The 25,118-nt window shown below is 58.5% G+C and carries 27 protein-coding genes and 1 pseudogene; 8 read left to right on the top strand and 20 right to left on the bottom strand.

Features of this window, described 5'->3' with window-relative positions:
* Window positions 1-153: 153 nt before the first annotated feature.
* The 6 genes from ACH2ED_RS17890 to ACH2ED_RS17865 form a co-directional block, all read right to left on the bottom strand.
* A complete protein-coding gene (locus ACH2ED_RS17890; protein ID WP_395094029.1) occupies window positions 154-1,605 on the bottom strand; it encodes a sulfatase in 1,452 nt (483 codons plus the stop codon).
* A 211-nt stretch (window positions 1,606-1,816) separates the two neighbouring features.
* Window positions 1,817-2,614, bottom strand: a complete 798-nt coding sequence (locus ACH2ED_RS17885) for a sugar phosphate isomerase/epimerase family protein (RefSeq protein ID WP_395094027.1) — start codon at window positions 2,612-2,614, stop codon at window positions 1,817-1,819.
* 94 nt (window positions 2,615-2,708) lie between these two features.
* Window positions 2,709-3,698 (bottom strand): Gfo/Idh/MocA family protein, encoded by a 990-nt coding sequence (locus ACH2ED_RS17880; RefSeq protein ID WP_395094026.1) that lies wholly within the window; start codon window positions 3,696-3,698, stop codon window positions 2,709-2,711.
* A gap of 150 nt (window positions 3,699-3,848) precedes the next feature.
* Window positions 3,849-4,859, bottom strand: a complete 1,011-nt coding sequence (locus ACH2ED_RS17875; RefSeq protein WP_395094024.1) for a Gfo/Idh/MocA family protein — start codon at window positions 4,857-4,859, stop codon at window positions 3,849-3,851.
* Between the two features lie 2 nt (window positions 4,860-4,861).
* Window positions 4,862-6,241 carry a sulfatase gene (locus ACH2ED_RS17870; RefSeq protein ID WP_395094023.1) on the bottom strand — a complete coding sequence of 460 codons (1,380 nt, stop codon included), beginning with the start codon at window positions 6,239-6,241 and terminating at the stop codon, window positions 4,862-4,864.
* Window positions 6,242-6,299: 58 nt separating this feature from the next.
* Window positions 6,300-7,376, bottom strand: coding sequence for a Gfo/Idh/MocA family protein (locus tag ACH2ED_RS17865; protein WP_395094022.1), 1,077 nt, complete (start codon window positions 7,374-7,376; stop codon window positions 6,300-6,302).
* Window positions 7,377-7,444: 68 nt separating this feature from the next.
* Here ACH2ED_RS17865 and ACH2ED_RS17860 point away from each other — a divergent pair, with 68 nt between their 5' ends.
* The gene (locus ACH2ED_RS17860) at window positions 7,445-8,293 is read left to right on the top strand and encodes a helix-turn-helix domain-containing protein (protein WP_395094021.1); all 849 of its coding nucleotides are present in this window, start codon (window positions 7,445-7,447) and stop codon (window positions 8,291-8,293) included.
* Between the two features lie 9 nt (window positions 8,294-8,302).
* On the opposite strand, the gene ACH2ED_RS17855 is transcribed toward ACH2ED_RS17860, so the two are convergent.
* Entirely contained in the window at window positions 8,303-9,187 is an 885-nt protein-coding gene (locus tag ACH2ED_RS17855) for an ankyrin repeat domain-containing protein (protein WP_395094019.1), read from the bottom strand.
* 123 nt (window positions 9,188-9,310) lie between these two features.
* Between ACH2ED_RS17855 and ACH2ED_RS17850 the strand changes: the two genes are divergently transcribed.
* The gene (locus ACH2ED_RS17850) at window positions 9,311-9,967 is read left to right on the top strand and encodes a peroxiredoxin (RefSeq protein ID WP_395094017.1); all 657 of its coding nucleotides are present in this window, start codon (window positions 9,311-9,313) and stop codon (window positions 9,965-9,967) included.
* A 9-nt stretch (window positions 9,968-9,976) separates the two neighbouring features.
* On the opposite strand, the gene ACH2ED_RS17845 is transcribed toward ACH2ED_RS17850, so the two are convergent.
* The 8 genes and pseudogenes from ACH2ED_RS17845 to ACH2ED_RS17810 all read right to left on the bottom strand — a co-directional run bounded on the left by ACH2ED_RS17845 (window position 9,977) and on the right by ACH2ED_RS17810 (window position 14,449).
* Window positions 9,977-10,558, bottom strand: a complete 582-nt coding sequence (locus tag ACH2ED_RS17845; RefSeq protein WP_395094016.1) for a Uma2 family endonuclease — start codon at window positions 10,556-10,558, stop codon at window positions 9,977-9,979.
* Window positions 10,559-10,581: 23 nt separating this feature from the next.
* Entirely contained in the window at window positions 10,582-10,980 is a 399-nt protein-coding gene (locus tag ACH2ED_RS17840) for an HAD family hydrolase (protein WP_395094014.1), read from the bottom strand.
* Window positions 10,981-11,163, bottom strand: coding sequence for a hypothetical protein (locus tag ACH2ED_RS17835; protein ID WP_395094013.1), 183 nt, complete (start codon window positions 11,161-11,163; stop codon window positions 10,981-10,983).
* Complete coding sequence (locus tag ACH2ED_RS17830; protein WP_395094011.1) at window positions 11,164-11,517, bottom strand: hypothetical protein; 354 nt, start codon at window positions 11,515-11,517, stop codon at window positions 11,164-11,166.
* Window positions 11,518-11,598: 81 nt separating this feature from the next.
* Window positions 11,599-13,410 (bottom strand): annotated as a pseudogene (gene lepA / locus ACH2ED_RS17825) (translation elongation factor 4).
* Window positions 13,411-13,416: 6 nt separating this feature from the next.
* Window positions 13,417-13,809 (bottom strand): response regulator, encoded by a 393-nt coding sequence (locus tag ACH2ED_RS17820; protein WP_395094009.1) that lies wholly within the window; start codon window positions 13,807-13,809, stop codon window positions 13,417-13,419.
* Entirely contained in the window at window positions 13,806-14,141 is a 336-nt protein-coding gene (locus tag ACH2ED_RS17815) for a XisI protein (RefSeq protein WP_395094008.1), read from the bottom strand. Before ACH2ED_RS17815 ends, ACH2ED_RS17820 begins: the two co-directional genes overlap by 4 nt.
* The gene (locus ACH2ED_RS17810) at window positions 14,129-14,449 is read right to left on the bottom strand and encodes an element excision factor XisH family protein (protein WP_395094007.1); all 321 of its coding nucleotides are present in this window, start codon (window positions 14,447-14,449) and stop codon (window positions 14,129-14,131) included. Before ACH2ED_RS17810 ends, ACH2ED_RS17815 begins: the two co-directional genes overlap by 13 nt.
* Window positions 14,450-14,583: 134 nt before the next feature.
* Here ACH2ED_RS17810 and ACH2ED_RS17805 point away from each other — a divergent pair, with 134 nt between their 5' ends.
* A complete protein-coding gene (locus ACH2ED_RS17805) occupies window positions 14,584-14,961 on the top strand; it encodes a hypothetical protein (protein ID WP_395094005.1) in 378 nt (125 codons plus the stop codon).
* Between the two features lie 46 nt (window positions 14,962-15,007).
* Here ACH2ED_RS17805 and ACH2ED_RS17800 read toward each other — a convergent pair whose 3' ends face one another.
* Window positions 15,008-15,550 carry a YceI family protein gene (locus ACH2ED_RS17800; protein ID WP_395094004.1) on the bottom strand — a complete coding sequence of 181 codons (543 nt, stop codon included), beginning with the start codon at window positions 15,548-15,550 and terminating at the stop codon, window positions 15,008-15,010.
* A gap of 87 nt (window positions 15,551-15,637) precedes the next feature.
* On the opposite strand from ACH2ED_RS17800, the gene ACH2ED_RS17795 reads away from it, so the two are divergent.
* Complete coding sequence (locus ACH2ED_RS17795) at window positions 15,638-16,651, top strand: Gfo/Idh/MocA family protein (protein ID WP_395094003.1); 1,014 nt, start codon at window positions 15,638-15,640, stop codon at window positions 16,649-16,651.
* Here the strand turns inward: ACH2ED_RS17795 and pyrE are convergent.
* Window positions 16,620-17,198, bottom strand: coding sequence for an orotate phosphoribosyltransferase (gene pyrE, locus ACH2ED_RS17790; RefSeq protein WP_395094001.1), 579 nt, complete (start codon window positions 17,196-17,198; stop codon window positions 16,620-16,622). The two genes, ACH2ED_RS17795 and pyrE, sit on opposite strands and share 32 nt — an antisense overlap.
* 38 nt (window positions 17,199-17,236) lie before the next feature.
* On the opposite strand from pyrE, the gene ACH2ED_RS17785 reads away from it, so the two are divergent.
* From ACH2ED_RS17785 to ACH2ED_RS17775, 3 genes are read left to right on the top strand one after another with little or no spacing between them, the layout of a single operon-like run.
* The gene (locus ACH2ED_RS17785; RefSeq protein ID WP_395093999.1) at window positions 17,237-19,279 is read left to right on the top strand and encodes a glycoside hydrolase family 127 protein; all 2,043 of its coding nucleotides are present in this window, start codon (window positions 17,237-17,239) and stop codon (window positions 19,277-19,279) included.
* Window positions 19,276-20,196 (top strand): carbohydrate kinase family protein, encoded by a 921-nt coding sequence (locus tag ACH2ED_RS17780; protein ID WP_395093997.1) that lies wholly within the window; start codon window positions 19,276-19,278, stop codon window positions 20,194-20,196. The genes ACH2ED_RS17785 and ACH2ED_RS17780 overlap by 4 nt, the downstream gene beginning before the upstream one ends.
* 36 nt (window positions 20,197-20,232) lie before the next feature.
* Complete coding sequence (locus ACH2ED_RS17775; RefSeq protein ID WP_395093995.1) at window positions 20,233-20,982, top strand: SDR family oxidoreductase; 750 nt, start codon at window positions 20,233-20,235, stop codon at window positions 20,980-20,982.
* On the opposite strand, the gene ACH2ED_RS17770 is transcribed toward ACH2ED_RS17775, so the two are convergent.
* The 3 genes from ACH2ED_RS17770 to ACH2ED_RS17760 all read right to left on the bottom strand — a co-directional run bounded on the left by ACH2ED_RS17770 (window position 20,966) and on the right by ACH2ED_RS17760 (window position 24,480).
* The gene (locus ACH2ED_RS17770) at window positions 20,966-22,420 is read right to left on the bottom strand and encodes a DUF4153 domain-containing protein (RefSeq protein WP_395093993.1); all 1,455 of its coding nucleotides are present in this window, start codon (window positions 22,418-22,420) and stop codon (window positions 20,966-20,968) included. The genes ACH2ED_RS17775 and ACH2ED_RS17770 overlap by 17 nt on opposite strands.
* An 83-nt stretch (window positions 22,421-22,503) precedes the next feature.
* Window positions 22,504-23,184 (bottom strand): Crp/Fnr family transcriptional regulator, encoded by a 681-nt coding sequence (locus ACH2ED_RS17765; RefSeq protein ID WP_395093991.1) that lies wholly within the window; start codon window positions 23,182-23,184, stop codon window positions 22,504-22,506.
* A gap of 6 nt (window positions 23,185-23,190) precedes the next feature.
* Entirely contained in the window at window positions 23,191-24,480 is a 1,290-nt protein-coding gene (locus ACH2ED_RS17760; RefSeq protein WP_395093989.1) for a PASTA domain-containing protein, read from the bottom strand.
* A 163-nt stretch (window positions 24,481-24,643) separates the two neighbouring features.
* Here ACH2ED_RS17760 and nrdR point away from each other — a divergent pair, with 163 nt between their 5' ends.
* Window positions 24,644-25,096 carry a transcriptional regulator NrdR gene (gene nrdR, locus ACH2ED_RS17755; RefSeq protein WP_395093987.1) on the top strand — a complete coding sequence of 151 codons (453 nt, stop codon included), beginning with the start codon at window positions 24,644-24,646 and terminating at the stop codon, window positions 25,094-25,096.
* The last annotated feature ends 22 nt before the right edge of the window (window positions 25,097-25,118 follow it).

Below are 25,118 nucleotides of genomic sequence, written 5' to 3'. Positions count from 1 at the left end.
GCATCTGATTTTTCGGGGAGAGAGTTTTGGGTTTTCATAACTCCCTCCATAGCAATTTTGGTTCCATTGGCAAAAAAAGTTACGGGACAAGATTAGCGCTAGGCGGGGGGACAAAGTGGAATAATTCCGCGTATTCCCCCCGCCTAGCGGGGGTTAGGGGGTTGGTGGCTTCTCCACATACCCATGGAGCGGCCTGCCTGACTTCTGATCCACCGCCGCGTTCAGCTCCTCGGGTTTGGGGATATTGGCGGCCTCTTTTGCCTTGCGTAGATGCAAGGGAGTCGCGCCCGCGCCGGGGGTCTCTCCCTCGATGGGGGTGCCAATCTTGCTCCCGCAGCGTCCCTGTGCCGGAACCGGGTCCTCGATGCGGCCTGTCTCTGCCAGGCGCTTGGTCACCCAGGCATCCAGTCGGCCCTTAAGCTCGGCAACAATTTCGGGGTGCTCCTCGGCGAGGTTCACCTGTTCGGTGGGGTCGGCCACCAGATCAAAGAGCTCCTGCAATGGGCGATTGTGCGGGTCAGGCTCGAACGAGTGGATGAACTTCCACTTGTTATTGCGATACGCCCGCTTCACTTCCCAGGTCGCCTCACTCAGAAATAGCTCGTCGTAGTTGCCGTCGCGCTCCCCAAAGATGCAGGGTAGCAGGCTCTTGCCCTCCAGATTAAGCTTCTCGGTGTCGGGGATGCCTGCCAGCTCAAAGAATGTGGGTAAGTAATCTAAGTTCTGTACAAAGCCCGAGACACGCTTGCCTGCCGGGAGCTTGCCGGGCCAGATCAAAATTAAGGGAATGTGGACATTGCCCTCATACAAACCATGGTGATCGTAGAAGCCGAGCTGCTCATCGAGAATCTCCCCATGATCGGCAGTAATCACGATCAGGGTATCGTCCTTGATCGGCTCCAGCGCCGCAAAGAGCCGCCGGAGCTGCCAGTCCATGTAGGCTGTCTCCGCGTCAAAGAGCGCATTGACATAGCTACTATCCGTGACGCCGGGCATCCAGTCGTGGAAGTACCACTGGAACATCTCGTCGTTCCAAGCCTTGTCCATCGAGTGATTGTTCACATCATACGGATCGGCGTCTTTGGGATAGAACATCGTCCTAAAGTCCGCCGGGGGAAGATAGGGGGTGTGTGGGTCCCAGTAGTGGAGGAATAAGAAAAACGGCGTCTCTTTGTCCGCCTTGAGCTGCTCTAAAACGGGCAACGCGGCATCGGTGATGTGCTCGGCCCGGCGCAGCGTGAGCGGGTCGGAGCGATCCCACTGCGGCGAGATGTAGGTATCAAAACCACGGTTGAAGTGTCGGCCCATCGTGTCAATCGCCGCCGTGTTCCAGCCATGCTCCTTGAGTATTTCCGGCAACAACTTCACACCCGGCTCTATCGGCACACGCCCGCCAATATTCACAATATTGTGCGTGATGGCCTCTTTGCCCGTCAGCATCGTGGTAAAAGACGGATGCGTCGGGATATTGGGCGCGTAGCAGCGCTCAAAGACCACGCCCTGGGCGGCAAGGGCATCAATAATCGGCGACGTGTTTTTTTCGTAGCCGTAGCAGCCGAGATGATCGGCGCGCTGAGTGTCGAGTGCAATAAAGACAATGTTCATACGTTTGCATCCATCCCCCCAGCCCCCTTCCTTCCCGCCGACGAAGTCGGAAATACGGGGAAGGAAGGGGGAGCCTGAGGAGGTCTTTCTATTTCTTACCCCTCTCCTCCCATTCTTACCCCCTCTGCTCCCGACAAAGTCGGAAAAAGAGGGAGAGGGGGTGGCGAAGTGAGGCACGAACGAAGCCGGGGGAGTGCCCTGGGGGAGTGCCCTACCGCGCCCCACACGCTTGTAGACACGCCTGCATATGCCCACGGGCCTCGGCGGCGACAATGGCACACTGCACGAGCGAGTACTCCTTGGCTCCGATCACTTCCAGATCCACAGGCCCGGTGTAACCGCTCTCATGGAGCACCCGGATGTAGCCGAGAAGATCAATGTCGCCACGCCCATTGGCCTGCATCTCTGGCTTGCCGGGGTTCTGCTGGCGGCCTTTGCAGTCGCGGATATGGACATGCTTCACGCGGGAGATCACAGCCCCAATCGCCTCGACGGGATTCTCTTGCCCACGGTGGATATGCGACGGGTCCATGTCAATGCCAAACGCAGGCGACGTGATCGCCTCCATCAGCTGGAGTGTCGTGGGAGTGTTCCAGATCGCAGCCCCCACATGGGCCTTCACACAGAGTGTCACGCCGTATTTCTCGGCCATCGTGGCTAATGCGCCCAGTGAGTCAATGGACTTCTGGAGGCTCTCCTCATCGCCCGTCTTGCCGCCAGGGCCGCAGTTGATGATCGGAATCCCAATTTCGACGGCGGCTTGAAATGCCTTCTCCATCTTCGCGGCATCCTGCGACGGCTGCTCCATGGCCAGTAGCTCCAGCCCAAACTCCGTGGAGAGCGCCTTTATCTCGCCTGCCACTTCCTCCCAGCGATCCAGCACTAGGTGCTGGCTCATGCCATCAATGGCGGAGAGCTCGATGCCATCGTAGCCCGCCCGTGCGATCTGCTCGAACGCCTCGCGCATCGAGAAACCGCCAAACAAAACCGAATTCGCGCCAAGTTTCATAATTTATCCTACCCCCCATCCCCCGCCCAGCGGGGGGGATAAGAGGATTTTTCCTTATTGTCCCCCCGTCCGACGGGGGCTAGGGGGTGGGTGGTTAAACCGTCACCACAGTTCCTGTGTTGAGCGACTCAATGGCCGCTTGTAAGACGCGCTGCGCCGCGAGGCCATCCGCCCCGGAGCCGTCTAAATTTTCCGGGGAGATACCCTCGCTTACTTCCCGCACAAAGGTATGGATGCGATCCTTGAACGTGTCCTCGAAGCGCTCAAAGCCGCCGAAGAGTGGGTTCGTGTAGACCGTTTTCTCTAAGTTCCCCGCCTGATAGAGGGTCGCTTCCCGATACATGTCATCAATCACAAAGCGTCCGCCGGTTCCTGCCACCTCGCAGCGCTCCATCGGGTGGCCGCGCTCGATGTCGTAGGAGCCGGTGAGCCCACCGACCACACCGTTCTTGAACTGCATCGCGAAGTGCGCCGTCGTCCAGATCTTACGACCCGGTGCGATTGTCGCAAAGCACTGGACGCGCTCGATATCGCCGCAGAAGTGCCGCATGACATCCACGGTGTGGGGATGCAGCGCCTTAATCTGAAAGTACGGCGAGCTCTCGGTGGGGTTCATGATCCACATGCTCATGTTCACGAAGAGCAGGTGCCCAAGCTTCCCCTCATCTTGCCATCTTTTTGCGACCCGCGCCGCTGGTGTAAACCGATGGTTGAGGTTGATGCCGTAGCAGAGCTTCTTCTCTTTGGCGAGCGCCACCATCTCCTCCGCCTCAGAGATCGTGTTGGAGATGGGTTTCTCGCCCAGCACATGACAGCCCGCCGTCAGTGCCTGCATGGTCGGCTCGTAGTGATCGCTGCCGTACTCGTAGCCGCCGGTTGCGACACTCACGATATCGGGCGCAAGCGCGGCGAGCATCTGCGGGGCATCATAAAATGCCGGGACGCCCAGACGCGCCGCGCCCGCCTCCGCCCGCGCCTTATCGCGGTCACAGACCCCGACCAGCTCCGCGAGCGGACTCAGCTTGACCATATCGGCATGGCGGTTTCCGATCACCCCCATCCCAATCACACAGACTCTTTGCACTTACCTCTCCCCAACCCCTCTCCCGGGCGTTCGTGCCTCACTGGGAAAGGGGCTTTCTTCCTAGTACCTGTCCCCTCTGGCTCCCTCCTTTCCCACGCCCAGAGGGCACCCGGAAGGAGCGTCCGGGAGAGGAGGGTTGGGGAGGAGAGGTTACACCGTCACCACTGTCCCGGTTTCCCAGGACGTGATAATGGCCTCGATGATCTTCTGCACATGGAGCGCCGCCGCGCCGGAGGCATCAATCTCGTCGGGCGAGTCGCCTGCGATATTCTGCTCCACCCACTTGCCGATGCGACTTGGGAAAGTCTCGCCAAAGCCCATCATGCCGCCCAGATAGTCGTACGTCTCGGTCTGACGGGAGCGGCGGGGGTAGAACGTCAGGTGCTCACAAGCATCGAGCAGCACAAAGCGTCCCTCGGAGCCGACCACTTCCAGCGTCTCCAGGCCGTAGCTGCCGCCCGCATCGTAGCTGCCCGTGAGGTGCCCGATAATCCCGTTCTTGAAGAGCAAGTTCACCTGCATGTTGGACCAGCAGTCACGCTTGCCATCCGGACCATCAGCTTTGGGGCCACGCTTGAAGAATGCTTGCACTTTGTCCACATCACCGCCGAAGTAGCGCATGACATCGAGGGAGTGCGGGTGCAGGGCGCGCACATGGAACCACGGCGACGACTCATTGGGGTTGTTGATCCACATCGTCATGTTGATGATATTGAGCTCGCCCAGCCGCCCCTCATTGATCCACTCTTTGCCGCGCAGTGCCGCCGGCGTAAACCGATGGTTCAAGTTAATGCCGTAGCGCAGGTTCTTCTCTTTGGCCAGCGCGACCATTTCTTCGGCGTGCGTAATATTATTGGAGATCGGCTTCTCGCCCAGCACCGGAATCCCCGCCGCTAGAATCTCCATGGTGGGTTTATAGTGATCCCCACCGTTCTCCACGCCCGCGGAGCAGACACTCACCGCGTCTATCTGAATGCCACTTGCCAGCATCTCCGCAATCGTGTAGAAGCCCGGACAGCCGTACTTCTCAGCGGCTTTATCCGTGCGCTCCTGCACAATATCGCAGACCGCGACCAGCTCGCAGTCTTCCCGCTTCATGTAGACACCCGCGTGGGTGTTGCCGATTCCACCAAGGCCAACAACGGCCACTTTTAAACTCATGGTTATTTTCCTTGCAGCTTTGCTGCTTGATTGGGATCGCCGATATGCATCGTGTCATAAGCCTGCTGGCTCGACGTGAACGGCCCGACTCCCGTGTGTCCGTGCCAGTCACCCTGGTGGTGAATGGGGTTGGTCAGGCCCGTCTCTGATTCTCGCTTGGCGATCCAGGCGTCCATGCGAGATTTTAAGAGTGCCACAACTCCCGGTTCGCTCTCCGCAAGATTCGTATTCTCGTCCGGGTCTTGCACTAAGTTATAGAGCTCGATCTCGGGCTTGAAGTGGAAGTCAGGCTCCAGCGCGATAATCAGCTTCCACTCGGGGGTGCGCCAGCCATGCTTGCGCATCCAGGTGCACTCGGTGATGTAGATCTCGCTGTCGTGGGAGATTTGCTCGCCCGAGATCAGTGGCAGAGCGCTGTTGCCATCGAAGCTGCGCTCGGTCTCGATCCCGGCCAGCTCCAGAATCGTGGGCACCAAGTCTTTGTGCTGCGTGTAGCCCGAGACCCGCTGGCCCGCCGGGACGCGGCCCGGGTAGCGAATGATCAGCGGCACATGGAGCGTCGTGTCGTAGATGCCGTGGTGATCGAACCAGCACTCGTGGTCGTAGAGCGTCTCGCCATGATCGCCGTTGAGAATCACTAAAGTCTCGTCGTAGATGCCGTGTGCTTCGAGCGCTGTGAAGATCGTCTGGATGCACGCGTCCATGTAGGCAACCGCGCCGTCGTACTGGGCGATGACATAGTCCTTGTCCGAGATTCCCGGCGGCATCCACGAGGCGAAGAAATCACAGAAGGGCTTGAAGAACATCACGGGCTCCATAGATTTATTGGCGGGGTCGGTCTCGTTGCCGTGGTAGAACATCCGCTCGTAAGGCGCAGGCGGCAGATACGGCGCGTGCGGGTCCATGTGGCGCAGGAAGAGAAAGAACGGGGCGTCGCCTTTCACGAGTTCGTCCAGCTCGGGAATCGCCACTTGGTTGAGGTTCTCCGCCTTGGGGCTGCGGCCCTCGTTCCAGCTTCCCCAGCCTGCGAAGTTCAGATATTTATCGAAGCCACGTGCGCTTGCATTGCCACTGAACCCGACACAGGTCGTCGTGTAGCCTGCCTCTTTGAGAATTTCGGCAAGTGTCGGGACTTCCTCACGCAGCGGGCCTTTGTGCCGAAGCGCCACGACCTGTGTGGTGAAGACATCCTGCCCGGTTAGCATCGAGCCGTAGGCGCTAGTCGTCGGAATATGGGCGCTAATATTGTTCTCAAAGAGCGTCCCCTGCGCCGCGAACCGATCCAGATGCGGCGTCGTGTTTTTGCCGTAGCCGTAGCAACTCATGTGATCTGCCCGCAGCGAGTCCACCGCGAGCAAGACAATATTAGGGTGTCTTTTCATAATTTCTCCAGCCAGCCCCCCGGCCCCCGTCCGACGGGGGAGATAAGAGGTATTTTCCTCATTGTCCCCCCGCCGGGCGGGGGTTAGGGGGTAAGTTAATTCTCTTGCCCTCTCGGGCGCTTTCGTAGGCGGCGAGGCACATCTCGGCGCTGATCTTACCGTCGTGTGCGGTAATGGTAGGTGGGTTGCCTGCCTTGAGGTTGTCCAAAAAGGGGCGCGGGATCGCGGCGAGGCGCTCGCCGTGGTTGGCGGGGAGGGGATACTCGAAGTGCTCCCACGTGCCCGTGCTCTTGCGGAAGAGCTTGAGCGCGACGGCTCCCGCAGGCGCGTGGCCCACGGAAACCCCATCATCGTAGTTCTGGAGTATCACGCCCTCGTCGCCGTAGATCTCGCAGGTGTTCTCGCCCGCCAGAGTCACGGATGAGTTAAAGAGTACCCCCATGGTGCCGCTTTCCCAGCGGTAGAGCGCGATCCCAGTGTCGTCGGGGGCGACCGTGGTGAGAATATTATCAATCTCGGCCATGACGCTCACTGGCTTGCCCATAATCCAGTAGAGAAAATCAGCGGCATGGACGGCATCGTCGAAGAACATTCCGACATTGGCGATGGGGTCAATGTGCCAGGCGCTTGGCCCTGTCGCAATGGTGGGGTTGAAGAGAAAGTTAATGCAGTGCCGCCGCCGCAGTGAGCCGATTCGCCCGACTGCGCCCTCGTCGAGCCACTTCTTAATCTGCTGGTTCAGCGGATCACAGCGCATCTGAAAGGCCATCTGAAAGTGCACACCGGATTTCTCCACGGCGGCGATGATCTTGTCGCAGTCTGCCAGTGTGGTGGCAAGGGGTTTCTGACACAGAATGTGCTTGCCCGCGCCGCACGCCGCAACCGCTAAGTCCGCGTGCTTGTTGGTCTCGCTAGTAATAATCACAGCGTCAATGTCCGCGCGGCTTATCAGCGCCTCATAGCTCTCGACAAACTCCATCCCGTAGCGCTCGGCGGCTTCTCTGCCACGGGCCTCGTTGTCGTCCCAGCACGCCACCAGAGTGGCATCGTCGAAGGTCTTGATCTTGTTGCAATAGGCATGGATATGCCCGTGGGCAAAACTCAACACACCGAGTCGTAGGGTCTTCGTAGACATTTGAGAGAGTTGTACCCGGAATTTCAGGCAGGACGTTAGGCTCTTGCTGTCGAAAATATAGCACTATCTTGACTAATTCTCCACGACGAATCCATGGGCGGCAGATTTTTGGCGATGAGCCGCTTCCGCTCTATGTCCATCGGCACAACTTCACCGGGACACTGGCTCCGCACGATCATGACTTTTTGGAAGCCGTTCTGATCTTGAGGGGCACAGGAATCCATCGGACAGTGCAGGGGGACACGGCGCTCAAACCTGGCCAGGTACTCTTTCTGCGGCCTGGGACGTGGCACGCCTATCTCGACTGTGAGGCGCTCGACTACATCAACTGCTGCTTCGGCACGGAGCTTCTGCGCAGCGAGCTCCGGGGCATCCTCGACGAGCCGCTTCTGGCACGCACGGGGGAGGTGACTTTGGAGCCAGACGATCTTGACATTTGCCGAGGCGTATTAGAAGCAATAGAAGTGTCGCGCAGTGCGCTGGAGAAGCTGGGCTATCTTCTTGTCTTTCTCGCACGTCTTGCCCAGCGCGTCCCTAGTACGCCCGCAGTAATCCAGCCGCACTCGGGCACGGTGGCCACCAAATCTCAGATGGAAGAAGCGCTGGAACACCCGTGGACACTGACGGAGCTTGCCGCCATCGCCTGCCTGGAGCCCACGTATTTCGTCCGTCGCTTCCGTGCCGACACCGGTCTGCCGCCGATGGTCTGGCTCGCTCGCCTCCGCGCCGAGCGCGCCGCGACGCTGCTTTTGCAGACCACACTCTCCGTGCAAGAAATCGGCGAGCGCGTCGGTTGGAGCGATTTAAGCTACTTCGCCCGCCGCTTCCGCGCCCACTTCGGATGCAGCCCCCGCGCGTATCGGGTACGCCTGGGTCAGGCACAGGCCATCAGCGCCGGACTCGCCTACACCCGGTAAAAAAGGCGCTCAAGCGTAGTAGGCAAAGTGCCGCCAGGCAATCTCCCATTTATCGGCCAGCTTTTTCAAAAAGTACGTCCCGGATGCCCCGTGCGGCGTGGGACTAAAGGAAAAACGCAAAACGGCGGTCTCTCGCTGTGGTGAGTAACCGGGCAAAGACAGGAGGATGGCAGCTCGCGCTGTTGTCTCTTTCTCCCCAAACCGGCCAAAGGTTTCCGTAACTGCCTTCTGATCGCGCAACTGAAGGGTAGAGGAGATCGGTTTCCAGCTTGCCAGCGAGATCGAGGTAGCGTTTCGCGCAACAAGACTCTCCCGCATCGCCAGAGTAACGGTCAGCGCCTGTTGATTCTCCAGATCCATATCGAGTTGTGTTTCACTGCCGACAGAAAATACTCTGGTCGTGTTAATCACCATTAAGGAGGTAGTCTTGTCATTAAGAAAATATAGATCCTTGCCTCGATATGCCAGAAAGTCCAGGAGCACTCGCTCCAGTACCTGGGTATCTTCAATGGTTAGCTTCTGATCTCGTGGCGTGATCTGTACTTTGGCTGGTGGAGAAGTGGGGGGAAGTGGTTTTGTGTCTCTGGACTTCACTGCTACGGGGGACCGCAGCTTCCCGCCTGCTTTACGAAGAAGCGCTGCCATCTCGATATTGTCTCGGGCATAGTAGAGCGGGGTTCCAAATCCGGGGCGCTGGAAGTTGACCTTGGCACCGTTTCGTAGCAGCGCTTGAGCATTCCCCAAGTCGCCGCATTCCACAGCGGCTTGTAAGGGCGTACGGTCTGTACCGCCATTGGGATCTGCGCCCGCCGCCAAGAGCCGGGTCACTGCCACTATGTCGCGCTTCTTGATCGCCTCGATCAGAGGGGATTTTTCGGTTTTTTCGTCTCGCATTTCTTTCTCTTGCCTCATGAGAGTAGGGTCAAAGAAATATACTTCACTTGCGAGAGGGGTACCTGGATTTATAGGAAGGACTTTGGTCTTCTACTCACGAACGAAGGTTCAGGAGGCATAGACATGTCATTACGAATTGGCGACGAGGCACCGGATTTTACCGCGGCCACCACGGAGGGGGAGCTCCACTTTCATGACTGGATTGGGGACGGCTGGGCGATTCTCTTCTCCCACCCCAAGGACTTCACGCCCGTCTGCACCACTGAGCTGGGCTACATGGCCAAGCTCAAGCCCGAGTTCGATAAGCGCAACTGCAAGATTATTGGTTTGAGCACCGATCCCGTCGAGGATCATGTTGTCTGGGCTAAGGACATTGAGGAGACACAAGGCCAGGCCCCAACCTACCCGATGATCGGGGATACGGACTTGAATATCGCCAAGCTCTACGACATGATCCACCCCAACGCGAGTGGGGATGCCAAGCGCACCGCCGCCGATAACGCCACCATTCGCTCGGTGTTTCTGATCGGGCCGGATAAAAAAATAAAGCTAATTCTCACCTACCCCATGACCACGGGCCGAAACTTCGATGAAGTGCTGCGCGTTTTAGACTCGATCCAGCTCACGGCAAAGCATAAAGTGGCGACTCCTGTGAACTGGAAGCCCGGTGAGGATGTGATCATTGCGGGCTCGGTCTCCAACGACGAAGCCAAAATCAAGTACCCCAACGGCTGGAAATCTCCCAAGCCCTACCTGCGGATTGTTGCGCAGCCCAAGTAGCGCGGCGAATTACTCTGTAGGAAAGAGCCGTGTGAGGGGGAGCGCAAAGCCAGGAAGCACTGCGCCCCCCTCAAAAATCGCCTCCCTAGTGAGAATTTCTGGATCGGCTCCTGGATGATAAACCGTGAGCACGTGCTTGGCGGGATCGAGCTCCAGCACCAGCTGCACCCCAACACCAAGCCACTCACGTACTTTCTCAGAGATTTCCCGAGGTCGGTCACTCGGGGAGCGGGTTTCAAGCACGAGATCAGGAATGGCGCGGACATAGCCGCCGGGAAGCTCACCCGGTAGGTTTTCTTTTCGCACAAAGGCAAAGTCCGGCGCGAGCATCGTGTCCGGGTTCTGCGCAATCAGAAAACCCGTCTCTGCCGCAAAACACTCTCCCAAGTCATGCTCATAGACAAAACTACTGATTGGTGTCGTGAAGCGATTGGTTTTCGCTCCATGTATTCCTCCGGTGGGCATCTCTAAGCTCCTGAGCTTGCCTTGGACAAGCTCGTAGTGCCAGTCGCCCGGAAACGCAAAAAGCTCCTCCGCCGTGTAGCTGCGGCGAAGGTCAGGGGTATCAGAATGTTGAAACGCGACGGCCATACAAAGCTCACTCCTATTGCATTCTACCAACCGGAAAGCCGGGTACGCACTTTTTTTGTCCAGTCGCTATCCTCCGGTAAAACAAGAATATCGGCGACATGATCCTCATTGTCTATGTGCCAATCAATCCCAAAGCCACGCGGGTCTTTGCTCAGGACTTTGCGTGCGTCGTTGTCGCGCTGGGTGAGAATAAAGTTGGGGCGTAGGCCGTAGCAGAAGAGCCAGCGGCGGATCATCCCCGGCTCACGGTACGATGTCGTGTAGATTCCCACCGAGTGCCCACTCTTCTGGAACTCACGAATCAGCGCCCGCTCCCCGAGCCGAAGCGGCTCTCGCGTGAGCCAGGAAAGCAGACTTTTCTCCTGCGGGACACCCTCCTGGTAGCAGATCAGCGTGTCGTCGAGATCAAACGAGATTCGCATTTAGCGCCACCGAGCGCCTGTTTTCAAACTATCCAGCACCAGAAACACAACCCACCAGGCATTGAGTAGCACCCCGAGCAAGATCAGAGTGAGTCCCTGCTGGCGTGCTTTCTTCAAGCGACGCGCACCCAGCCACACCAGAAAACCACCCACAATCACGCACAGCACAAAAAGGCGGGCCATTTAGTGGCCCGCCGTAAGTCGCTGCTTTTGTTCTTTCTCTAAGTATTGCTTCATCCGCTCCCGATCTTGCGTTGTAGTGTTCCATGATCCATGTTTATCAGAAAGCGCGAAGAAGCCAAAACGCCAGGAGCGAATCGTGATTCCACCGTTTGGGCCACAACCACGAATCCAAATCGGGGTAACTCCCCACTCCGAAAAATGCAACAGTTCCCACCGGCGCTGATAGGTTTCCGTGTTTCGATAGTTTGCATTTACTGTGACCTTTTCCCAGCGCTGTGGCGGGAACACGAGTGCAGCCACCAAGGGCTGAATCACGCTCGCGGTTGCAAAAAATAAAACCACTTTTTTGAGCATGGTAACTCCTCTCCATGGCCCGAAGCGGCCTTCACAGCCGCAGGCTCTCCAGTCCCGCCGCTGTAACTGTAACCGGCGGGACTAGTTCCCCAGCTTTAGCACGCTCATAAACGCTTCTTGGGGGATTTCAACATTGCCGAACTGCTTCATGCGCTTCTTGCCCTCTTTTTGCTTTTCGAGCAGCTTGCGCTTTCGGGAGATATCGCCGCCGTAGCACTTGGCGATGACGTTTTTACGCATGGCGGAGACGCGCTCGGCGGCGATGATCTTTCCACCAATCGCGGCCTGGAGCTTGATCTCAAACATCTGGCGGGGAAGAATTTCTTTGAGTTTCTCGACCAGGAGCTTGCCGCGTGGGAAGGCTTTGTCGCGGTGCACCACAAAGCTCAGCGCGTCCACGGGGTCGGAGTTTACTTGCACATCCACTTTTACCAGTGGGCTGGGCCGGTATTCGGAGAGCTAGTAGTCGAAGCTGGCGTAGCCCTTGGTGCGGCTCTTGAGCTGATCGAAGAAGTCCATGATGATCTCTCCGAGCGGCAGCTTGTAGTGGAGCATGACGCGGCCCGGCGCAGGGTACTCCATCCGGTCCTGAATGCCCCGACGCTCGCGGCCCATCTCCATCACGGCACCCACGTAGGCTGTCGGGACGATAATCGTGGCGTCGACGTACGGCTCCTCCATGCGCTCGATGGTCGTGGTATCGGGCCAGTTGGCGGGGTTGTCCACGACCTCCATGGTGCCGTCGGTCTTGTAGACATGGTAGATGACACTTGGGGCCGTGGCGAGGAGGGCCAAATTAAACTCACGCTCCAGCCGCTCCTGCACAATCTCCATGTGGAGCAGCCCAAGAAACCCGCAGCGGAACCCAAAGCCCATCGCGGCGCTACTCTCCGCCTCGAAGCTGAGAGCCGCATCGTTGAGCTGCATCTTGGAGAGGGCTTCCCGCAGGTTGGGGAAGTCGTTGGAGTCGTGGGGATAGAGGCCACAGAAGACCATCGGCTTGGCGGGACGGTAGCCCGGCAGCGCTGCGATTCCCTTGCCCTCGCGCCCTGCCACCGTGATCGTATCGCCGACACGGGCATCGGTGACGGACTTGATGGCGGCGTGGAAGTAACCCGTGCCTCCCGCGCGCAGCTCCTCGGCGGGCTTCATACGCGGCGCAAAGGTTCCGACCTCGCTCACCGGGAACTCTTTGCCCGTGGCGATAAAGTGCACTTTATCCCCGGCTTTAAGCGTCCCATCCACGATCCGGACATACGCCACGACTCCGAGGTAGCCGTCGTAGTGGCTATCAAAGACCAGTGCACGTAGCGGCTTGGTCGGATCACCCTGTGGCGGCGGGACTTTCCGCACCACGGCCTCTAAGATCTCCTCGATCCCGATTCCCTCCTTGGCGCTGCACGGAATCGCCTCCGTGGCATCAATGGCCAGCACGCTCTCGATCTCCTCAGCGACGCGATCCGGGTCGGCGGCGGGTAGGTCAATCTTGTTGATGACCGGGATGATTTCCAGTTTTGCGTTCATCGCCAGGTTCGCATTGGCCAGGGTCTGGGCCTCCACGCCCTGCGCGGCATCTACGACTAAGATCGCTCCTTCACAGGCATTGAGAGACCGTGACACTTCGTAAGTGAAGTCCACGTGGCCGGGGGTGTCAATCAGATTCAGCTCGTACTCCAGCCCGTCTTTGGCGGTGTAGGCCATGCGCACAGCAGCCATCTTGATCGTAATGCCCCGCTCGCGCTCGATATCCATCTGGTCGAGAACCTGCGCCTGCATGTCGCGCTTGTCCACGGTGCCCGTGAACTCTAACAAGCGGTCGGCGAGCGTGGACTTACCATGGTCCACGTGGGCAATGATACAAAAATTGCGGATGCGATCCTGAGGAACAGACATAGACCTCTATTGTATCGCGTCGCTCATGCTCCCCAAACGCCGATTTATCATCCGAATCAGCTCTTGGGGATCAAACGGCTTACAAATATATTCACTTTTCCATTCAGGCTTCACCTGGAATCGCGGGTCAGGAGCAAAGTTTACCAAGATCAACAAGAGAATAATGGGCAGAGAAGCCAAGGGTAAATCGCTTGCCTGGATCGTGTCCGCAAGCTTAAAACCTCCCCTCTCTGGCATCCATTGGTCTGCGACGAGTAGATCAATCCCGCCTTGCTGGAGCCGCTCCCAGGCTTGTTTTCCATTTTCAGCCGTCTCGACGCAATATCCCGCTCGTTCTAGATTGACCTGAATCAAGCGGCGGATATTGGGTTCGTCGTCGGCAACGAGGATGGTTTTCATGCGAGAGCAAAAGGCAGGTGCTTGCGCTCGGCGGGAGTGAAGAATGCTAAAACAATTTCTTCCTGCTTGACGCCCGCTTCCAGCAAATCATTCGTAACACCATCTTCGATGCCATCATGCTGAATCCAGATTTTGTTGTCTTTGAGCATCAAGTGTAGAACACAGCCATGAATACGGCGCTTGTTTTGCCAGCCGATATTCCAGAGCTGATAGTGCCCCCCCTCATCATCGAAAACCGTTTCCACTTCAATCTCGCCGTAGTTGGGAGTAAATGCGGCCCACTTGCGAACCACCGACTTGACGATTTGCCGTAGTATTTCTACTCGATCCATCGGACGATCCTTTCAGTTTCGGTGTCGAAAAGCGCCTCATAGCGTGATTCGGGCAGGGCAAGATACAGAATGCGGCCCGGAAACTGACGGGCGAGAAGAAAACGATAAAGTCCAAACTGACCGAGCGCTTTCTCCATTTCAGAAAGGGGCGACGGACTCAGAAAGCTCTTGATCTCAACCGCAATTTTGCGTTCCTCTTTCTCGGCGGCGAGCGGTGTTTCGGCTCCTAAATCCACATAGAGGTTGGTGTGCTCACCGTATTTGAGAGTCAATGGATCGTGCGTAATGAGCCAGCCGTCGGCTTCCAAAGCCTGCCGGATCAGTGCATGTATAGAGGTCTCTCGCCATGATCGCTATTGTATCGTGTCGCCTGTACTGAATCGCCGCTGATTGAAATCGGACGAAAGTTGGAACCGGGAGGGATTCCCAGCATACGGGTTGTATGCAAACAAAGATAGTACGACTACTGGGCGGCGCACTGGCCGCGATCACGCTCCTCGGAGCGTTTCCCGGCGCGACACTTGCCCAGGACAAACGACAGCAGACGAAGAACGACTGGCGCAATCTTGCCGCTTTGGCGGGGGGACTGACGGCGTTTGGCCTCATCAAGCACGATCCTACGCTCTCATTTGTGGGAGCGGCGGGGGCACTCTACTCAGTGGATCGCTACGAGAAAGACCGCAAGAGCCAGGATAAAGCGGCCCGCACCCGGGCGAGCCTGTTTTCAAAAACGTACTTCTACCGCGATGGCCACCGTTACGAGCGCCGCTTGGTGACATCCAAGGGGCATAAGTACTACCGATTCAAACGAGTGGATTAACAGACAGGTCGGGCGGGGGATTTTCTACCCCCGCCTGCCACAGGCTCTACTTCTTGATGCCTTCCAGATCAAGGCTGATCTCCACTTGCTCGCCGACGACTTGTGTTCCTTCGACGAGACCGTTCCAGACGAGGCCAAAGTCTTTGCGGTTGACACTAAAACGTGCCTCGACTCCCGCACGCGTCTCTTTTTGCATGCCCTTGGTGGGGCCGCTGATCGCAAACGGGAAACTAATGATCTTCGTGACCCCGTGGATCGTGAGCTTGCCCGTCGCGCGGTAACCCTTGCCCGCCTTCTCGACCTTCGTGCTCACAAAGCTCAGGGTGGGGAACGTCGCAACATCGAAGAAATCCGCACTGCGCAGGTGGTTGTCGCGGGCCGTATTGGCGGTGTCAATACTCTTGGCCTGAACCGTGAAACTAACCGACGACTTGGCAATGTTCTTCGGGTCGGCGATGACGGTTCCGGTGAAGTCCGTGAACTTACCTCGCGTCTTGCCCGCCCCTAAGTGGCGCACGGAAAACCCAATCTCACTGTGGACGTTGTCCACGGCCCACGTGCCGGCGGGGTCTAGCTGAAAAAATGGCATTGGAAAAATCTACCTCCGCACACTTCGACAGTGTGCAAAGAATTTAGTTCCAACTGTGATTAATATTTTTTATGGTAAAGTCACACCATGCCTCTCAAGATTGCCATCGTGGGTACGGGGAAGGTCGCCCGTAGTAACTACTTGCCCTATCTGTCTAAGCAAGCTGATGTCTCGCTGAGCTACTTCTCGCGGACGCTCTCCAAAGCCGAAGCCTGCGCCCTAGAGTTTGGGGGCCGCGCCGTTGACTCCGTCGAGGCGCTTCTCGCCGACGCGCCCGATGCAGTGCTAGTGCTCACCCATGAGACGCAGCGCTTCGACGCTACGGAGGCGCTGCTAGAGAGTAAATTTACGCCCCGGCGGCTGTTTTTCGAGAAGCCGCTGGTTGCGCAAAACGGCCAGGCCCATGTGAGCGAAGAAGACTTTAGGAAAGCCCGAACGCTGCTCCAAAGAGCCGAAGCACTTGGTACGGAGACGGCAATGGTCTTTAACTACCGCTTCTTTGAGCAGAGGCAGCGGGCACAGAAAGTAATCGCTGAGCGGGAGTTTGGCAAGCTGACGCAAGCATCGCTTCTGGTGAACTATGCCTGCTGGAGCCACTGCATTGATCTGCTGAACCTCTTCGGGGGGCGAGCTGAGGAGATTTCGGCTCTAGCGGGACAGACATCTTATCAAGGCGCGGTGGATGTGAGTGCGGCGTTTCGGCTGGAAAACGGTGCAACGGGCACGATTCTGGGCACCAGCGGCATCAAGTTCGATCACTCCCTCTACGAGCTACACTTTCACTTCGAGCGCGGAAGCCTGCACTTTAGCGATCTCGACGGGCCGCTAGAGATTTTCGACCATGCCACACGCTACAAGGAATCGCACGGACTGATCGGGAACCACTCGCGCTGGGATCAGTACCGCGCCTCGTTTGAGAAGTCGCTGGTGGCCTACTTAGATTCAATCCGCCAGAGCATTCCTCCCCCTGTGCCAGGGCTGGCCGGGCTGGAGGAGCTGCAATTCGAGGCCGCTCTGCGCCGCTCGATTACGCAAAAACGGCCCGTGAAGGTGCAGGAGGAGCTGGAGCTTACTTCTTACCCGTCGAGCCGGGGCGGGTGATGGGTGTGGCGGCGAGCCAATCCGGGATTTCGTTTTCGGCGTAGCTCACCACGTTCATGGAGAGCGTTGCGGCCAGCGGAGCGCCAAAGTCTAGTTTCCCGCCGCTGCGATCCACCACCACACCGACGCCGCAGAGAGTTGCGCCGCTGCTTTCCACCAGCTCTATACACTCACGGATCGAGCCACCCGTGGTCAGCACATCGTCCACGACTAAAACTCGCTGCCCGGCGGTTAAGTGTTCCGAGCGGCGCAGCATGCGCTTGCCATCGGTGCCTTTCTCACCGTAGGCCGCCGGAACCCCCAGCTGCTTTGCCACTTCATACGCCAGAAGAATTCCCAGCGTGGTCGGGCCGAGCACCACATCGGGCTTGGTGGCGGCGCAGCGCTCGGCGAGCACTTTGCAGAGTGCTGCGACATGCGGGGGGTAGCGCAGGACATGGAATTTCTCAAAGTACGTGTCGGAGTGCCGACCGCTGGTGAGCACAAAGTGCCCTTTGAGCAGCGCACCACTCTCTGTGAAAATCTCGAGAACATCGGCATCGGTCATGCCCGGGAGTATACCTGCTGGGCGGTATACTTTTCGGTATGATCAAGGATGTCTTTGAACCACTGGAGCCTTCGCAGGTGAAGCTCACCGGCTGGCTGGGCAAGCGGGTTGCTGTTAATGAAGCCACTCGGCTTCTCAATGTCGATCTGGTGCCGCTCCTGGCGGGTTATAAACAGCGCCCCGGCAGCCACCCCTGGATTGGGGAGCATATCGGCAAGTGGCTGCATGCCTCCACACTGGCGTGGCAGAACACCGGCAATACAAAGCTAAAAATCAAGATTGCTGATGCCGTCAAAGAGCTGATCGCCTGTCAGGAGCCCGATGGCTATCTGGGAACCTATGTCAAAGAGAAGCGTTTCGGGCTCTTTCCTGGCGCGGACTGGGATGTCTGGAGCCATAAGTACTGCCTGCTGGGCCTCTTGACGTATTGGCACTACACCAAAGACGCCGCCGCGCTCGCCTGCTGCCAGCGCATGGGGGACTTGCTCTGCGCCACATTTGGGACACAGCCGGGCCAGAAGAGTATTCTCAGCGCCGGAACCCACATGGGCATGGCCGCGACCAGCATTTTAGAGCCGATGGTGCTTCTTGCCCGCGCCAGCAAGAGTACAAAGTATCTGGATTTCTGCCGCTACATTGTGGAGGTGGCGTGGGAGGAGCCGCGTGGCCCTAAAGTGCTCTCGACACTCATGAGCCTTGGGAAAGTCAATAAGACCGCCAATGGGAAAGCCTATGAGATGCTCTCCAATCTCGTGGGGCTGTGCGAGCTCTACCGCGAGACGGGTGAGAAGCGCTACTTAGTGGGGCCGGAGCGTGCGTGGGAGGATATTGTGACGAACCAGCTCTACCTCACGGGCTCGATGAGCTACGGGGAGCACTTCCACGACGACCATTCTCTGCCTAATACTCCAAAGAGCAGTATCGGGGAGACGTGTGTGACGGTGACTTGGCTCCAGCTCAACTGGCAGCTCTTGCGGCTCACGGGAAATGGCAAGTACGCCGAGCAGATCGAGCGCTCGCAGTACAACCATCTCGCCGCCGCCCAGCGCCCCGACGGTGCCCAGTGGTGCTACTACACCGCTCTGGAGGGCACCAAACCCTACGGCCCCGGCATCAACTGCTGCGTCAGCTCCGGCCCACGTGGCATGGTCCTGGCCCCACAAACCGTCTGTTTTACCTGTCAGGATACGAAGGAGCTGATCATCACCACCGTGGATAGCTTCGAGGCGACTCTCGTGCTCAATGGGGTGCGCGTGCGTGTGGTTCAGCGGAGTCCCTTTCCCAAGCCGGGTAAGATAAGCCTGACCCTGGAACCCGAGCGCCCGGTGGCCTTTGCAATCGCCATTCGCGTTCCGTCGTGGGGGAGCTCCAAGGCGACAGGGGCGCGGCTCCTGCAAGGGCGACAGTTTGCTGCACTTTCCGTCCGCTCACGAACCTGGAAGAGCGGGGATAAATTAGACTGGACACTGGATTTTCAGCCACGCACCATCGAGGGCACTTTTACCAACGCGGGCCGCACCGCTAAAACTCTCGGGCCGTTTGTGCTTGCAGCGCAGAGTGGCCAAGAGGTGCTGTTTGCGGAGGCGGGCGCGAAAGGCGAAAAATATCAGGTGTGGACGGGTGGCCCAAAAAGCGAGACAGAGGAAGACCGGAGCCGCCTCGGAAACGCCGATGGCTCGATCTGTGACGGCGACCCGAAGAGCATTGTGGTGACTTTCGACGGCTCTAAACCGAAGCTGGACTGGTTCAGCCTGAGCTTTGCCAAGCCCAAAACGGCAACCAAGCTCACGTTCTGCCACGGGCGCAGCTACCACGACGGCGGCTGGTTCGACGCGTCGGAGAAAAAGCCGTGGCTGGAGATGCAGCGCACCAAAGACGGCCCCTGGGAGAAGATCGGGGAGCTGACGAGCTACCCGGCGACGACCTCAACGAACTCTCAAGGCCTGCGCGAGGGCCAGGCATTCTCGCTCACGCTCTCTGCGCCCACTTTACTTTTCGGGGTGCGCGTGCTCGGCAAGCCCGCGAGCGGGGACGGTCCACAGCAGGCGTTCAGCTCCTGTGGCGAGCTGAGCGCGGAATGATCGTTTGTTTGGGGGTGCTGGTGGCCGACGTGGTGGCAAAGCCGGTGGACGCACTGCCAAGACGGGGGACGCTGGAGCTGATCGAGCGGATGGAGCTGCACATTGGAGGCAACGCCGCCAACTCCGCCGCCGTGCTGGCAAAGCTGGGGTTGCCCGTGAAGCTCGTCGGGAAAGTGGGCGACGATAGCTTTGGGGCGTTTCTGGTGGAGGGGCTGGCAAAACTGGGCGTGGACACACGCGCTGTCGCTACGGCCCCACACGCCCCGACCGCCGTCTCGTTGGTGATGGTTCACTCCGATGCCGAGCGCTCATTTTTGCATGTGGCGGGGGCAAATGCTACTCTCAAATCCGGGGATGTAGACTGGGAGTCGCTTGAGGGAGCCCGTTTTTTCCATGTTGCGGGTTTGCAGCTTCTCACCGGGCTAGAGGGTGAGGGAGTGGGGGTGGTGCTCGCCGAGGCGCAAAAGCGCGGCATGGTGACCCTACTCGATACCGTGATGAACCCACGCTCCGCAGGCTGGAACGGCCTAGCTCCGGCACTACCCCACCTCGATTGGTTCGTTCCCTCAATTGACGAGATCCGGCAGCTCTGCGGGAAAGCGACAGTTATAGAGCAAGTTGCCGCGTGCCGCGCGGTGAATCCAGCGCTGAACATGGTTGTCAAAGTGGGCGGTGAGGGCTGCTGGGTTGCGGAGGCTGGGAAAGACCTCGTGCAGGTTCTCGCCGAGCCAGGGATCACGGTCGTAGACACGCTGGGGGCGGGCGATGCCTGGTGCGCCGGTTTTTTGGCTGGGCTCTCACGTGGGCTGGCTCCCCTTGAGGCCGCCGCACTCGCCAACAGGGTCGGCGCGGCGTGTGTGCAGGCACTGGGCGCGACAACCGGAATCCCGCGCCTGGAAGCCTTGTTAGCCCGCTAGCTTCCCCACTTGCCGTACATCAGAAAGGATTTATCAATGAAATCAAAAATAGTTTTTGTCACGGGCAGTGTCCGGGGGATCGGGCGCGTGATCGCCGAGCGGCTGGAGGCGAAGGGCTGGACGGTAATCCGGCACGCGCAGACGGCGGCAGAGCTGGAGGGGTTGGTGGGGATCGCAGGTGATCTCGCCGAGGCAAGCGTTCCCAAAGAGATCATCCACACGGTAATTTCAAAGTACGGGCGGCTGGATGCGCTGGTCAATAACGCCGCACTGACGACGCGCTCGAACTTGGAGACGACCGATGCCGCGCTCTTTGATCGGCTGATGGCGGTCAATTTACGCGCTCCGCTGCTGCTGATCCAGGCGGCACTTCCCCACTTCCGGGCGCAGGGCAGCGGCAAAGTGGTGAATATTGGCTCGTCGAACGCCTACTGTGGCGAGCGCAACCTGCTGGCGTACTCCCTCACAAAAGCTGGGCTGATGGTGCTGACCCGAAACTTAGGTGACACGCACGGGGCCGAGGGTGTGCGAGTGAACCAACTGAATCTGGGCTGGACTCTCTCCGACAGCGAGTACGCACTGAAAATCGCGGAGGGCCTGCCGCCCGACTGGCCCGAGCGGCTCCCGAAGTCCGTCGCGCCCTCCGGTGGCCTGCAAACACCCGAGGACGTCGCCGCCATGGTCGCCTGGCTTCTCTCCGACGAGGCCCCCCGCGTCAATGGTCAGGTTTGGGACTTCGAGCAGTACCCGCTGATCGGACGCAACCCGCCTAAATCCGCCGATTAAAATCGGCGGATCGAGCGGCGTGCCAGCTCTGCCAGGTGCCAATGGGGCGCTGGTGCGGTCCGATCCAGCCTTGTAGTTTTCGGCGTTGCTCGCCTTCAGGGAGCTTCTGGCTGAGTCGGTGCAGCTCGGCATTGGCATCTTCTGAGAGATCACAGAGCGCGTCGGTATCTAGCTTGCCGGTTTTCTCCCAGCGCTGGGCGTTGCGCCGCGCCACGTAGGCATCGGGGTTGAGGAGATCCAGGCTCGCTGCGAAGCCTAGGGCGCAGACGAGGCCCCCGATGGCGAACCGGGGCGACCACGGACGTGACCAGAGCGTGACGATCAGCCAGAGCAGTGCCACGCCCAGCCAAAGAATAAACACGTCCACATGCAGCCGGGTCTGGGTAGCGCCGTAGGCTGCTTCATAGGCCGCCATCCGGTTCCAGGCGGAGCTGAGTAAAACCAGCGTTTCTAGGACGATCACGGTGGAAAGTCCCGAGAAACCTGTACCTTGTTTACCCGTGCGCCGAGTGAGTGCTTGCAGGCCAAGAATCAGCGCTAGAGTGAGCACTGCAACCGTCACCAGCTCCGCAAAGCCGCGCCGGGCGTACTCCGCGTAGGTCAGCCCCGGCACGGAGAGCACCCGCGCCGCGCCGCCAAATAGGTAGGTTAACTGGATTGAAAGAAACGCCCCAAAGACCAGCGCCACGCTGGAGAGTACCGTCATTGCTTCGACAAAGCCCAGGGGCAGCTCCTCAGTAGCCCTGGGAGAAGCGCTCAGCCGACGGGACGTGAGTGCCATGATCAGGCCCCCAACGGTGAGCCACGTGATCAGTAACACACAAAACATGCGGCCTGCTTGCTCCTGCCAGCGCTCCGGTTGTAGCCAGTGCGTCAGCTCTGTTACGTACGTCGCGAAGAGCGCATCGGCGGAGGCGAGGAGGGGAACCAGGATGAGCAAAACGGGGAGCGAGAGCAGCAAGCCTCGCACCAGCGGCCCAGCACTGCGGCGCTTCTCGGCGCTCTGGAGTGTTTTGGCTACCTCGGCGACGCTAGGTGCAGCACGGTGTAGAGTCGCTCCCAGTAACGAAAAAGGAGCTCCCAATAACTCCCCTAGCCGGAGCTCGCGAAGCTGGCCGGGAAGTGCAAAGCGGGCCATCAGCGCCAGCAAAAACACGCAGGCAGTTGCATTGAGTCCTGTGACAAACTCGCTGCTGCGCACACTGAGCATCACTGCGAAGAAGGTATACCCTCCCAGAAGCGGTCCGAGGCTCGCCCAGGCGGGGCGGATGCCGTTGTGCCGCAGGAGAATGAGAAGCGCCAGCGGGAGCGCCCCTAAAAACAGTGTCCAGCCCAGCCCTAGAGGCTGTCCGTAGAGGAGCCAGTCCGCCAGGGCACCCAGTCCCAACCCCATCACCAAAAGCGAGCCCGTGCGCGGCAGGTTTTTCTCGTCATTCATTTTTTTATCCTTAATAAAGAACTTTGTTAAGCAAAGTATTTACGTAAAGAAACGGACTGATGTTCCCCTAGATGGAAAAATGGTTAACAGAGTGTGCGCAGGCGCTCGGTGTTCTGCACGATCAGTGTGGTGCCATCGCGGCGGAGAACTCCCATTTGCTTGAGGCGGGAGAGCCGCCGGTTGACGGTTTCCCGTGTGGCACCGATGCGCTGGGCAAGGCGACCATCGGAGAGGCCGTCGAGGCGGATGTGGCCTCGTGTGTCGGGTGTCCCCGCTTCGGCACTCTCTAGGAGGCAAGCCGCCAGACGCGCTAGGACATCGCGTGTCTCGCTGGACACCATGCGATCCGACGCTTCTCGCAGGCGTGACGAGAGTGTGCGAATGATTGCCCAAGAGACTTGCGGGTGGGTTTCTAAAAAGAAGAGTAGCTCACGACGGTCCAGCATCAAGAGATCGCACGCTGTGTCCGTGAGGGCATCTGCGGAGCGGGGCAAGTCATCAAATAGCGAGAGCTCGCCAAAGTGGTCGCCGGGGCCACGGCGTGCGACATGGACGATGCTCCCGTCGGGTGTCTCACGCTGGATATTGACGTGGCCAGAGAGAATCAGATAGAGCGTCTGCCCCGCATCTCCCTCGTGGAACAGAGCCTCCCGTGACGGAAAGAGCCGCCGTCGGCAGCGCAGAGCCAGGGGGGCGAGCTCGGTATCCGCTAGACCAGAGAAAAGAGGAATGCGCCGCAACATCCCCTCGATAACACCAGACATCCAGAGCTACTCTTCGCCACCGTCGCCGTTTGACGAGGCACCGCCCTCTTTCTCGCCCCCCGTATCCGGTTTGGTTTCCCCGCCACCTGAGTCACCCGTGGACGCACCGGGCTCCGTGGTGTCTTCCGACCCCGCACCTTTGGAGAACCAGATTTTCACGGTGGAGCCAGGAAGAAGCTTACTCCCCGAACCTGGGGACTGTTTGACCACCTGATCTGCCGGAGCTTTACTCGAAACCTCACTCTTGACCACATGAAAGCCTGCGTCAATGAGGGTCTGTTCTGCGGAAGAGATATCATCACCAATTACTTTGGGAATCAGGATCTTGTTACTTATACCGCCACCACTGGAGGCGTTTGTGCCACCACCGCCTGAGGATCTCCCATTGCTAGATTTACCTGAGCCAGACTTGCCACCCGACTTACCGTTTTTCTTTGGGTCTGCGCTCGACTTGGAAGCTAGAGCCACTTTGGCGGACTCAAACAGCTCCGTCAGTTTGTTGGTACTCTTATTGTAGGCGTAGCCACCGTAGCCCAGGCTTCCCAGCACTAATACCGTCGTGATGGGCTTCTTATAGGGCAGCAGCATGTCCGAGAGGCTGGGGCGCTGGGCACGGGCTTCTCTGGCGCGGTTGCGGGAGTCCTCAGAGATACTGCGGGGGCGGGAGGGGTTTCCACAAAATGGCCCATCAAGTCGCCCGTAGAGATTATAGACATGCACGACCACTTTATGCTTGACCCGCACTTCACCAAAATCCGTGAGGTAGTTGGCCCAGGGTTCGATTCCCTTGAGCACCTTGGCAACTTCGGAGGAAAGTAGGATATGGTCTTCATCGCCCAAGTCCATCACTCGCTGCGCCATGATGATGCCCTCACCTGCTGCATCCGTATTATGGTTCATGTCCTCCACGAGGGTCACTTCCCCGGCATGGACACCCATACGCATCTTTATCTCTGTCCCGATAGTCTGCTTCATCTCCGCAGCGTTGTATTTAAGATGCTGATGAACCTGCAGTGCGCAGCGTAGCGGTGAGAGAAGGTCTTTGAAGAAGAGCAGGGCCATACCATCGCCGGTTGGCCGTGCAATAAAGCTATCTGTATCGGCGCGTGCTGCGATGACTTCGGGCATCTCCTGCACCATACGAGAGAGCTCTTTCTGAGCTGCGACTTGCTGCGCCGTCTTGAAACGGCTGAAGCCAACGATATCCATAAATAAGACATAGGCTCGTCGGAGCGATGGTGTCCGCTCGACGACATCGGTCAGCGGGGCATCTTGTGGTGCATTTTCCAGACTCATAATTGTGTTGATCCCTCAGAGTTACCCTGGTAAGGATAATGGGTTATACCATAAATCAATTGCCTGATTCACAGGTTTCTCTCTGTTATCGGTAGTTACTGCTTGCCAATATACCTGCTAGACGTACCGGTGGGCGGAGAGTTCAGGTAGAATAGTGGGGGTTATGCGATGTCCTTACTGTGCTGCACTTGATAAAGATCATGTCCTCGACTCCCGCCCGATACGGGACGGGGCCGCTATTCGGCGACGGCGTGAGTGTGAGTCCTGTCTAGGGCGTTTTACTACTTTTGAGGAAGTCGAGGAGCTGCGTCTGACGGTGCTTAAGAGCAACGGGACACGGGAGCCATTTGAGCGTAGTAAGCTCCGACGGGCCATTGAGCTGGCTTGTAAGAAGCGTCCCGTTTCGGATGATGCCATCTCTCATCTCGTTGAAGAGCTGGAGCGCCTGCTCTACACCCGCGCCGAGCGGGAAGTGCCTTCCCAGGTAATTGGTGAGCTCTTAATGGAAAAACTCCGCGCTCTGGATACCGTTGCCTATGTCCGCTTCGCCTCCGTCTACCGCCAGTTCGAAGATGTCCGCGAGTTCCGTGAGCTCGTCGAGCGCTTGCCCAAATAAGTTACACGGTATACTGAAAGAC

Source organism: Armatimonas sp. (genome assembly GCF_043757465.1).
Classification (GTDB): Bacteria; Armatimonadota; Armatimonadia; order Armatimonadales; family Armatimonadaceae; genus Armatimonas.
This window is presented reverse-complemented; position numbering and strand designations above follow the sequence as displayed.

Bases quoted from the DNA above. Each gene is read 5' to 3' on its own strand.
- ACH2ED_RS17890 (WP_395094029.1), bottom strand. From the start codon at position 1,605: ATGAACATTGTCTTTATTGCACTCGACACTCAGCGCGCCGATCATCTC.
- ACH2ED_RS17885 (WP_395094027.1), bottom strand. From the start codon at position 2,614: ATGAAACTTGGCGCGAATTCGGTTTTGTTTGGCGGTTTCTCGATGCGC.
- ACH2ED_RS17875 (WP_395094024.1), bottom strand. From the start codon at position 4,859: ATGAGTTTAAAAGTGGCCGTTGTTGGCCTTGGTGGAATCGGCAACACC.
- ACH2ED_RS17870 (WP_395094023.1), bottom strand. From the start codon at position 6,241: ATGAAAAGACACCCTAATATTGTCTTGCTCGCGGTGGACTCGCTGCGG.
- ACH2ED_RS17865 (WP_395094022.1), bottom strand. From the start codon at position 7,376: ATGTCTACGAAGACCCTACGACTCGGTGTGTTGAGTTTTGCCCACGGG.
- ACH2ED_RS17855 (WP_395094019.1), bottom strand. From the start codon at position 9,187: ATGCGAGACGAAAAAACCGAAAAATCCCCTCTGATCGAGGCGATCAAG.
- ACH2ED_RS17850 (WP_395094017.1), top strand. From the start codon at position 9,311: ATGTCATTACGAATTGGCGACGAGGCACCGGATTTTACCGCGGCCACC.
- ACH2ED_RS17845 (WP_395094016.1), bottom strand. From the start codon at position 10,558: ATGGCCGTCGCGTTTCAACATTCTGATACCCCTGACCTTCGCCGCAGC.
- ACH2ED_RS17840 (WP_395094014.1), bottom strand. From the start codon at position 10,980: ATGCGAATCTCGTTTGATCTCGACGACACGCTGATCTGCTACCAGGAG.
- ACH2ED_RS17835 (WP_395094013.1), bottom strand. From the start codon at position 11,163: ATGGCCCGCCTTTTTGTGCTGTGCGTGATTGTGGGTGGTTTTCTGGTG.
- ACH2ED_RS17830 (WP_395094011.1), bottom strand. From the start codon at position 11,517: ATGCTCAAAAAAGTGGTTTTATTTTTTGCAACCGCGAGCGTGATTCAG.
- ACH2ED_RS17820 (WP_395094009.1), bottom strand. From the start codon at position 13,809: ATGAAAACCATCCTCGTTGCCGACGACGAACCCAATATCCGCCGCTTG.
- ACH2ED_RS17815 (WP_395094008.1), bottom strand. From the start codon at position 14,141: ATGGATCGAGTAGAAATACTACGGCAAATCGTCAAGTCGGTGGTTCGC.
- ACH2ED_RS17805 (WP_395094005.1), top strand. From the start codon at position 14,584: ATGCAAACAAAGATAGTACGACTACTGGGCGGCGCACTGGCCGCGATC.
- ACH2ED_RS17800 (WP_395094004.1), bottom strand. From the start codon at position 15,550: ATGCCATTTTTTCAGCTAGACCCCGCCGGCACGTGGGCCGTGGACAAC.
- ACH2ED_RS17795 (WP_395094003.1), top strand. From the start codon at position 15,638: ATGCCTCTCAAGATTGCCATCGTGGGTACGGGGAAGGTCGCCCGTAGT.
- pyrE (WP_395094001.1), bottom strand. From the start codon at position 17,198: ATGACCGATGCCGATGTTCTCGAGATTTTCACAGAGAGTGGTGCGCTG.
- ACH2ED_RS17785 (WP_395093999.1), top strand. From the start codon at position 17,237: ATGATCAAGGATGTCTTTGAACCACTGGAGCCTTCGCAGGTGAAGCTC.
- ACH2ED_RS17780 (WP_395093997.1), top strand. From the start codon at position 19,276: ATGATCGTTTGTTTGGGGGTGCTGGTGGCCGACGTGGTGGCAAAGCCG.
- ACH2ED_RS17775 (WP_395093995.1), top strand. From the start codon at position 20,233: ATGAAATCAAAAATAGTTTTTGTCACGGGCAGTGTCCGGGGGATCGGG.
- ACH2ED_RS17770 (WP_395093993.1), bottom strand. From the start codon at position 22,420: ATGAATGACGAGAAAAACCTGCCGCGCACGGGCTCGCTTTTGGTGATG.
- ACH2ED_RS17765 (WP_395093991.1), bottom strand. From the start codon at position 23,184: ATGTCTGGTGTTATCGAGGGGATGTTGCGGCGCATTCCTCTTTTCTCT.
- ACH2ED_RS17760 (WP_395093989.1), bottom strand. From the start codon at position 24,480: ATGAGTCTGGAAAATGCACCACAAGATGCCCCGCTGACCGATGTCGTC.
- nrdR (WP_395093987.1), top strand. From the start codon at position 24,644: ATGCGATGTCCTTACTGTGCTGCACTTGATAAAGATCATGTCCTCGAC.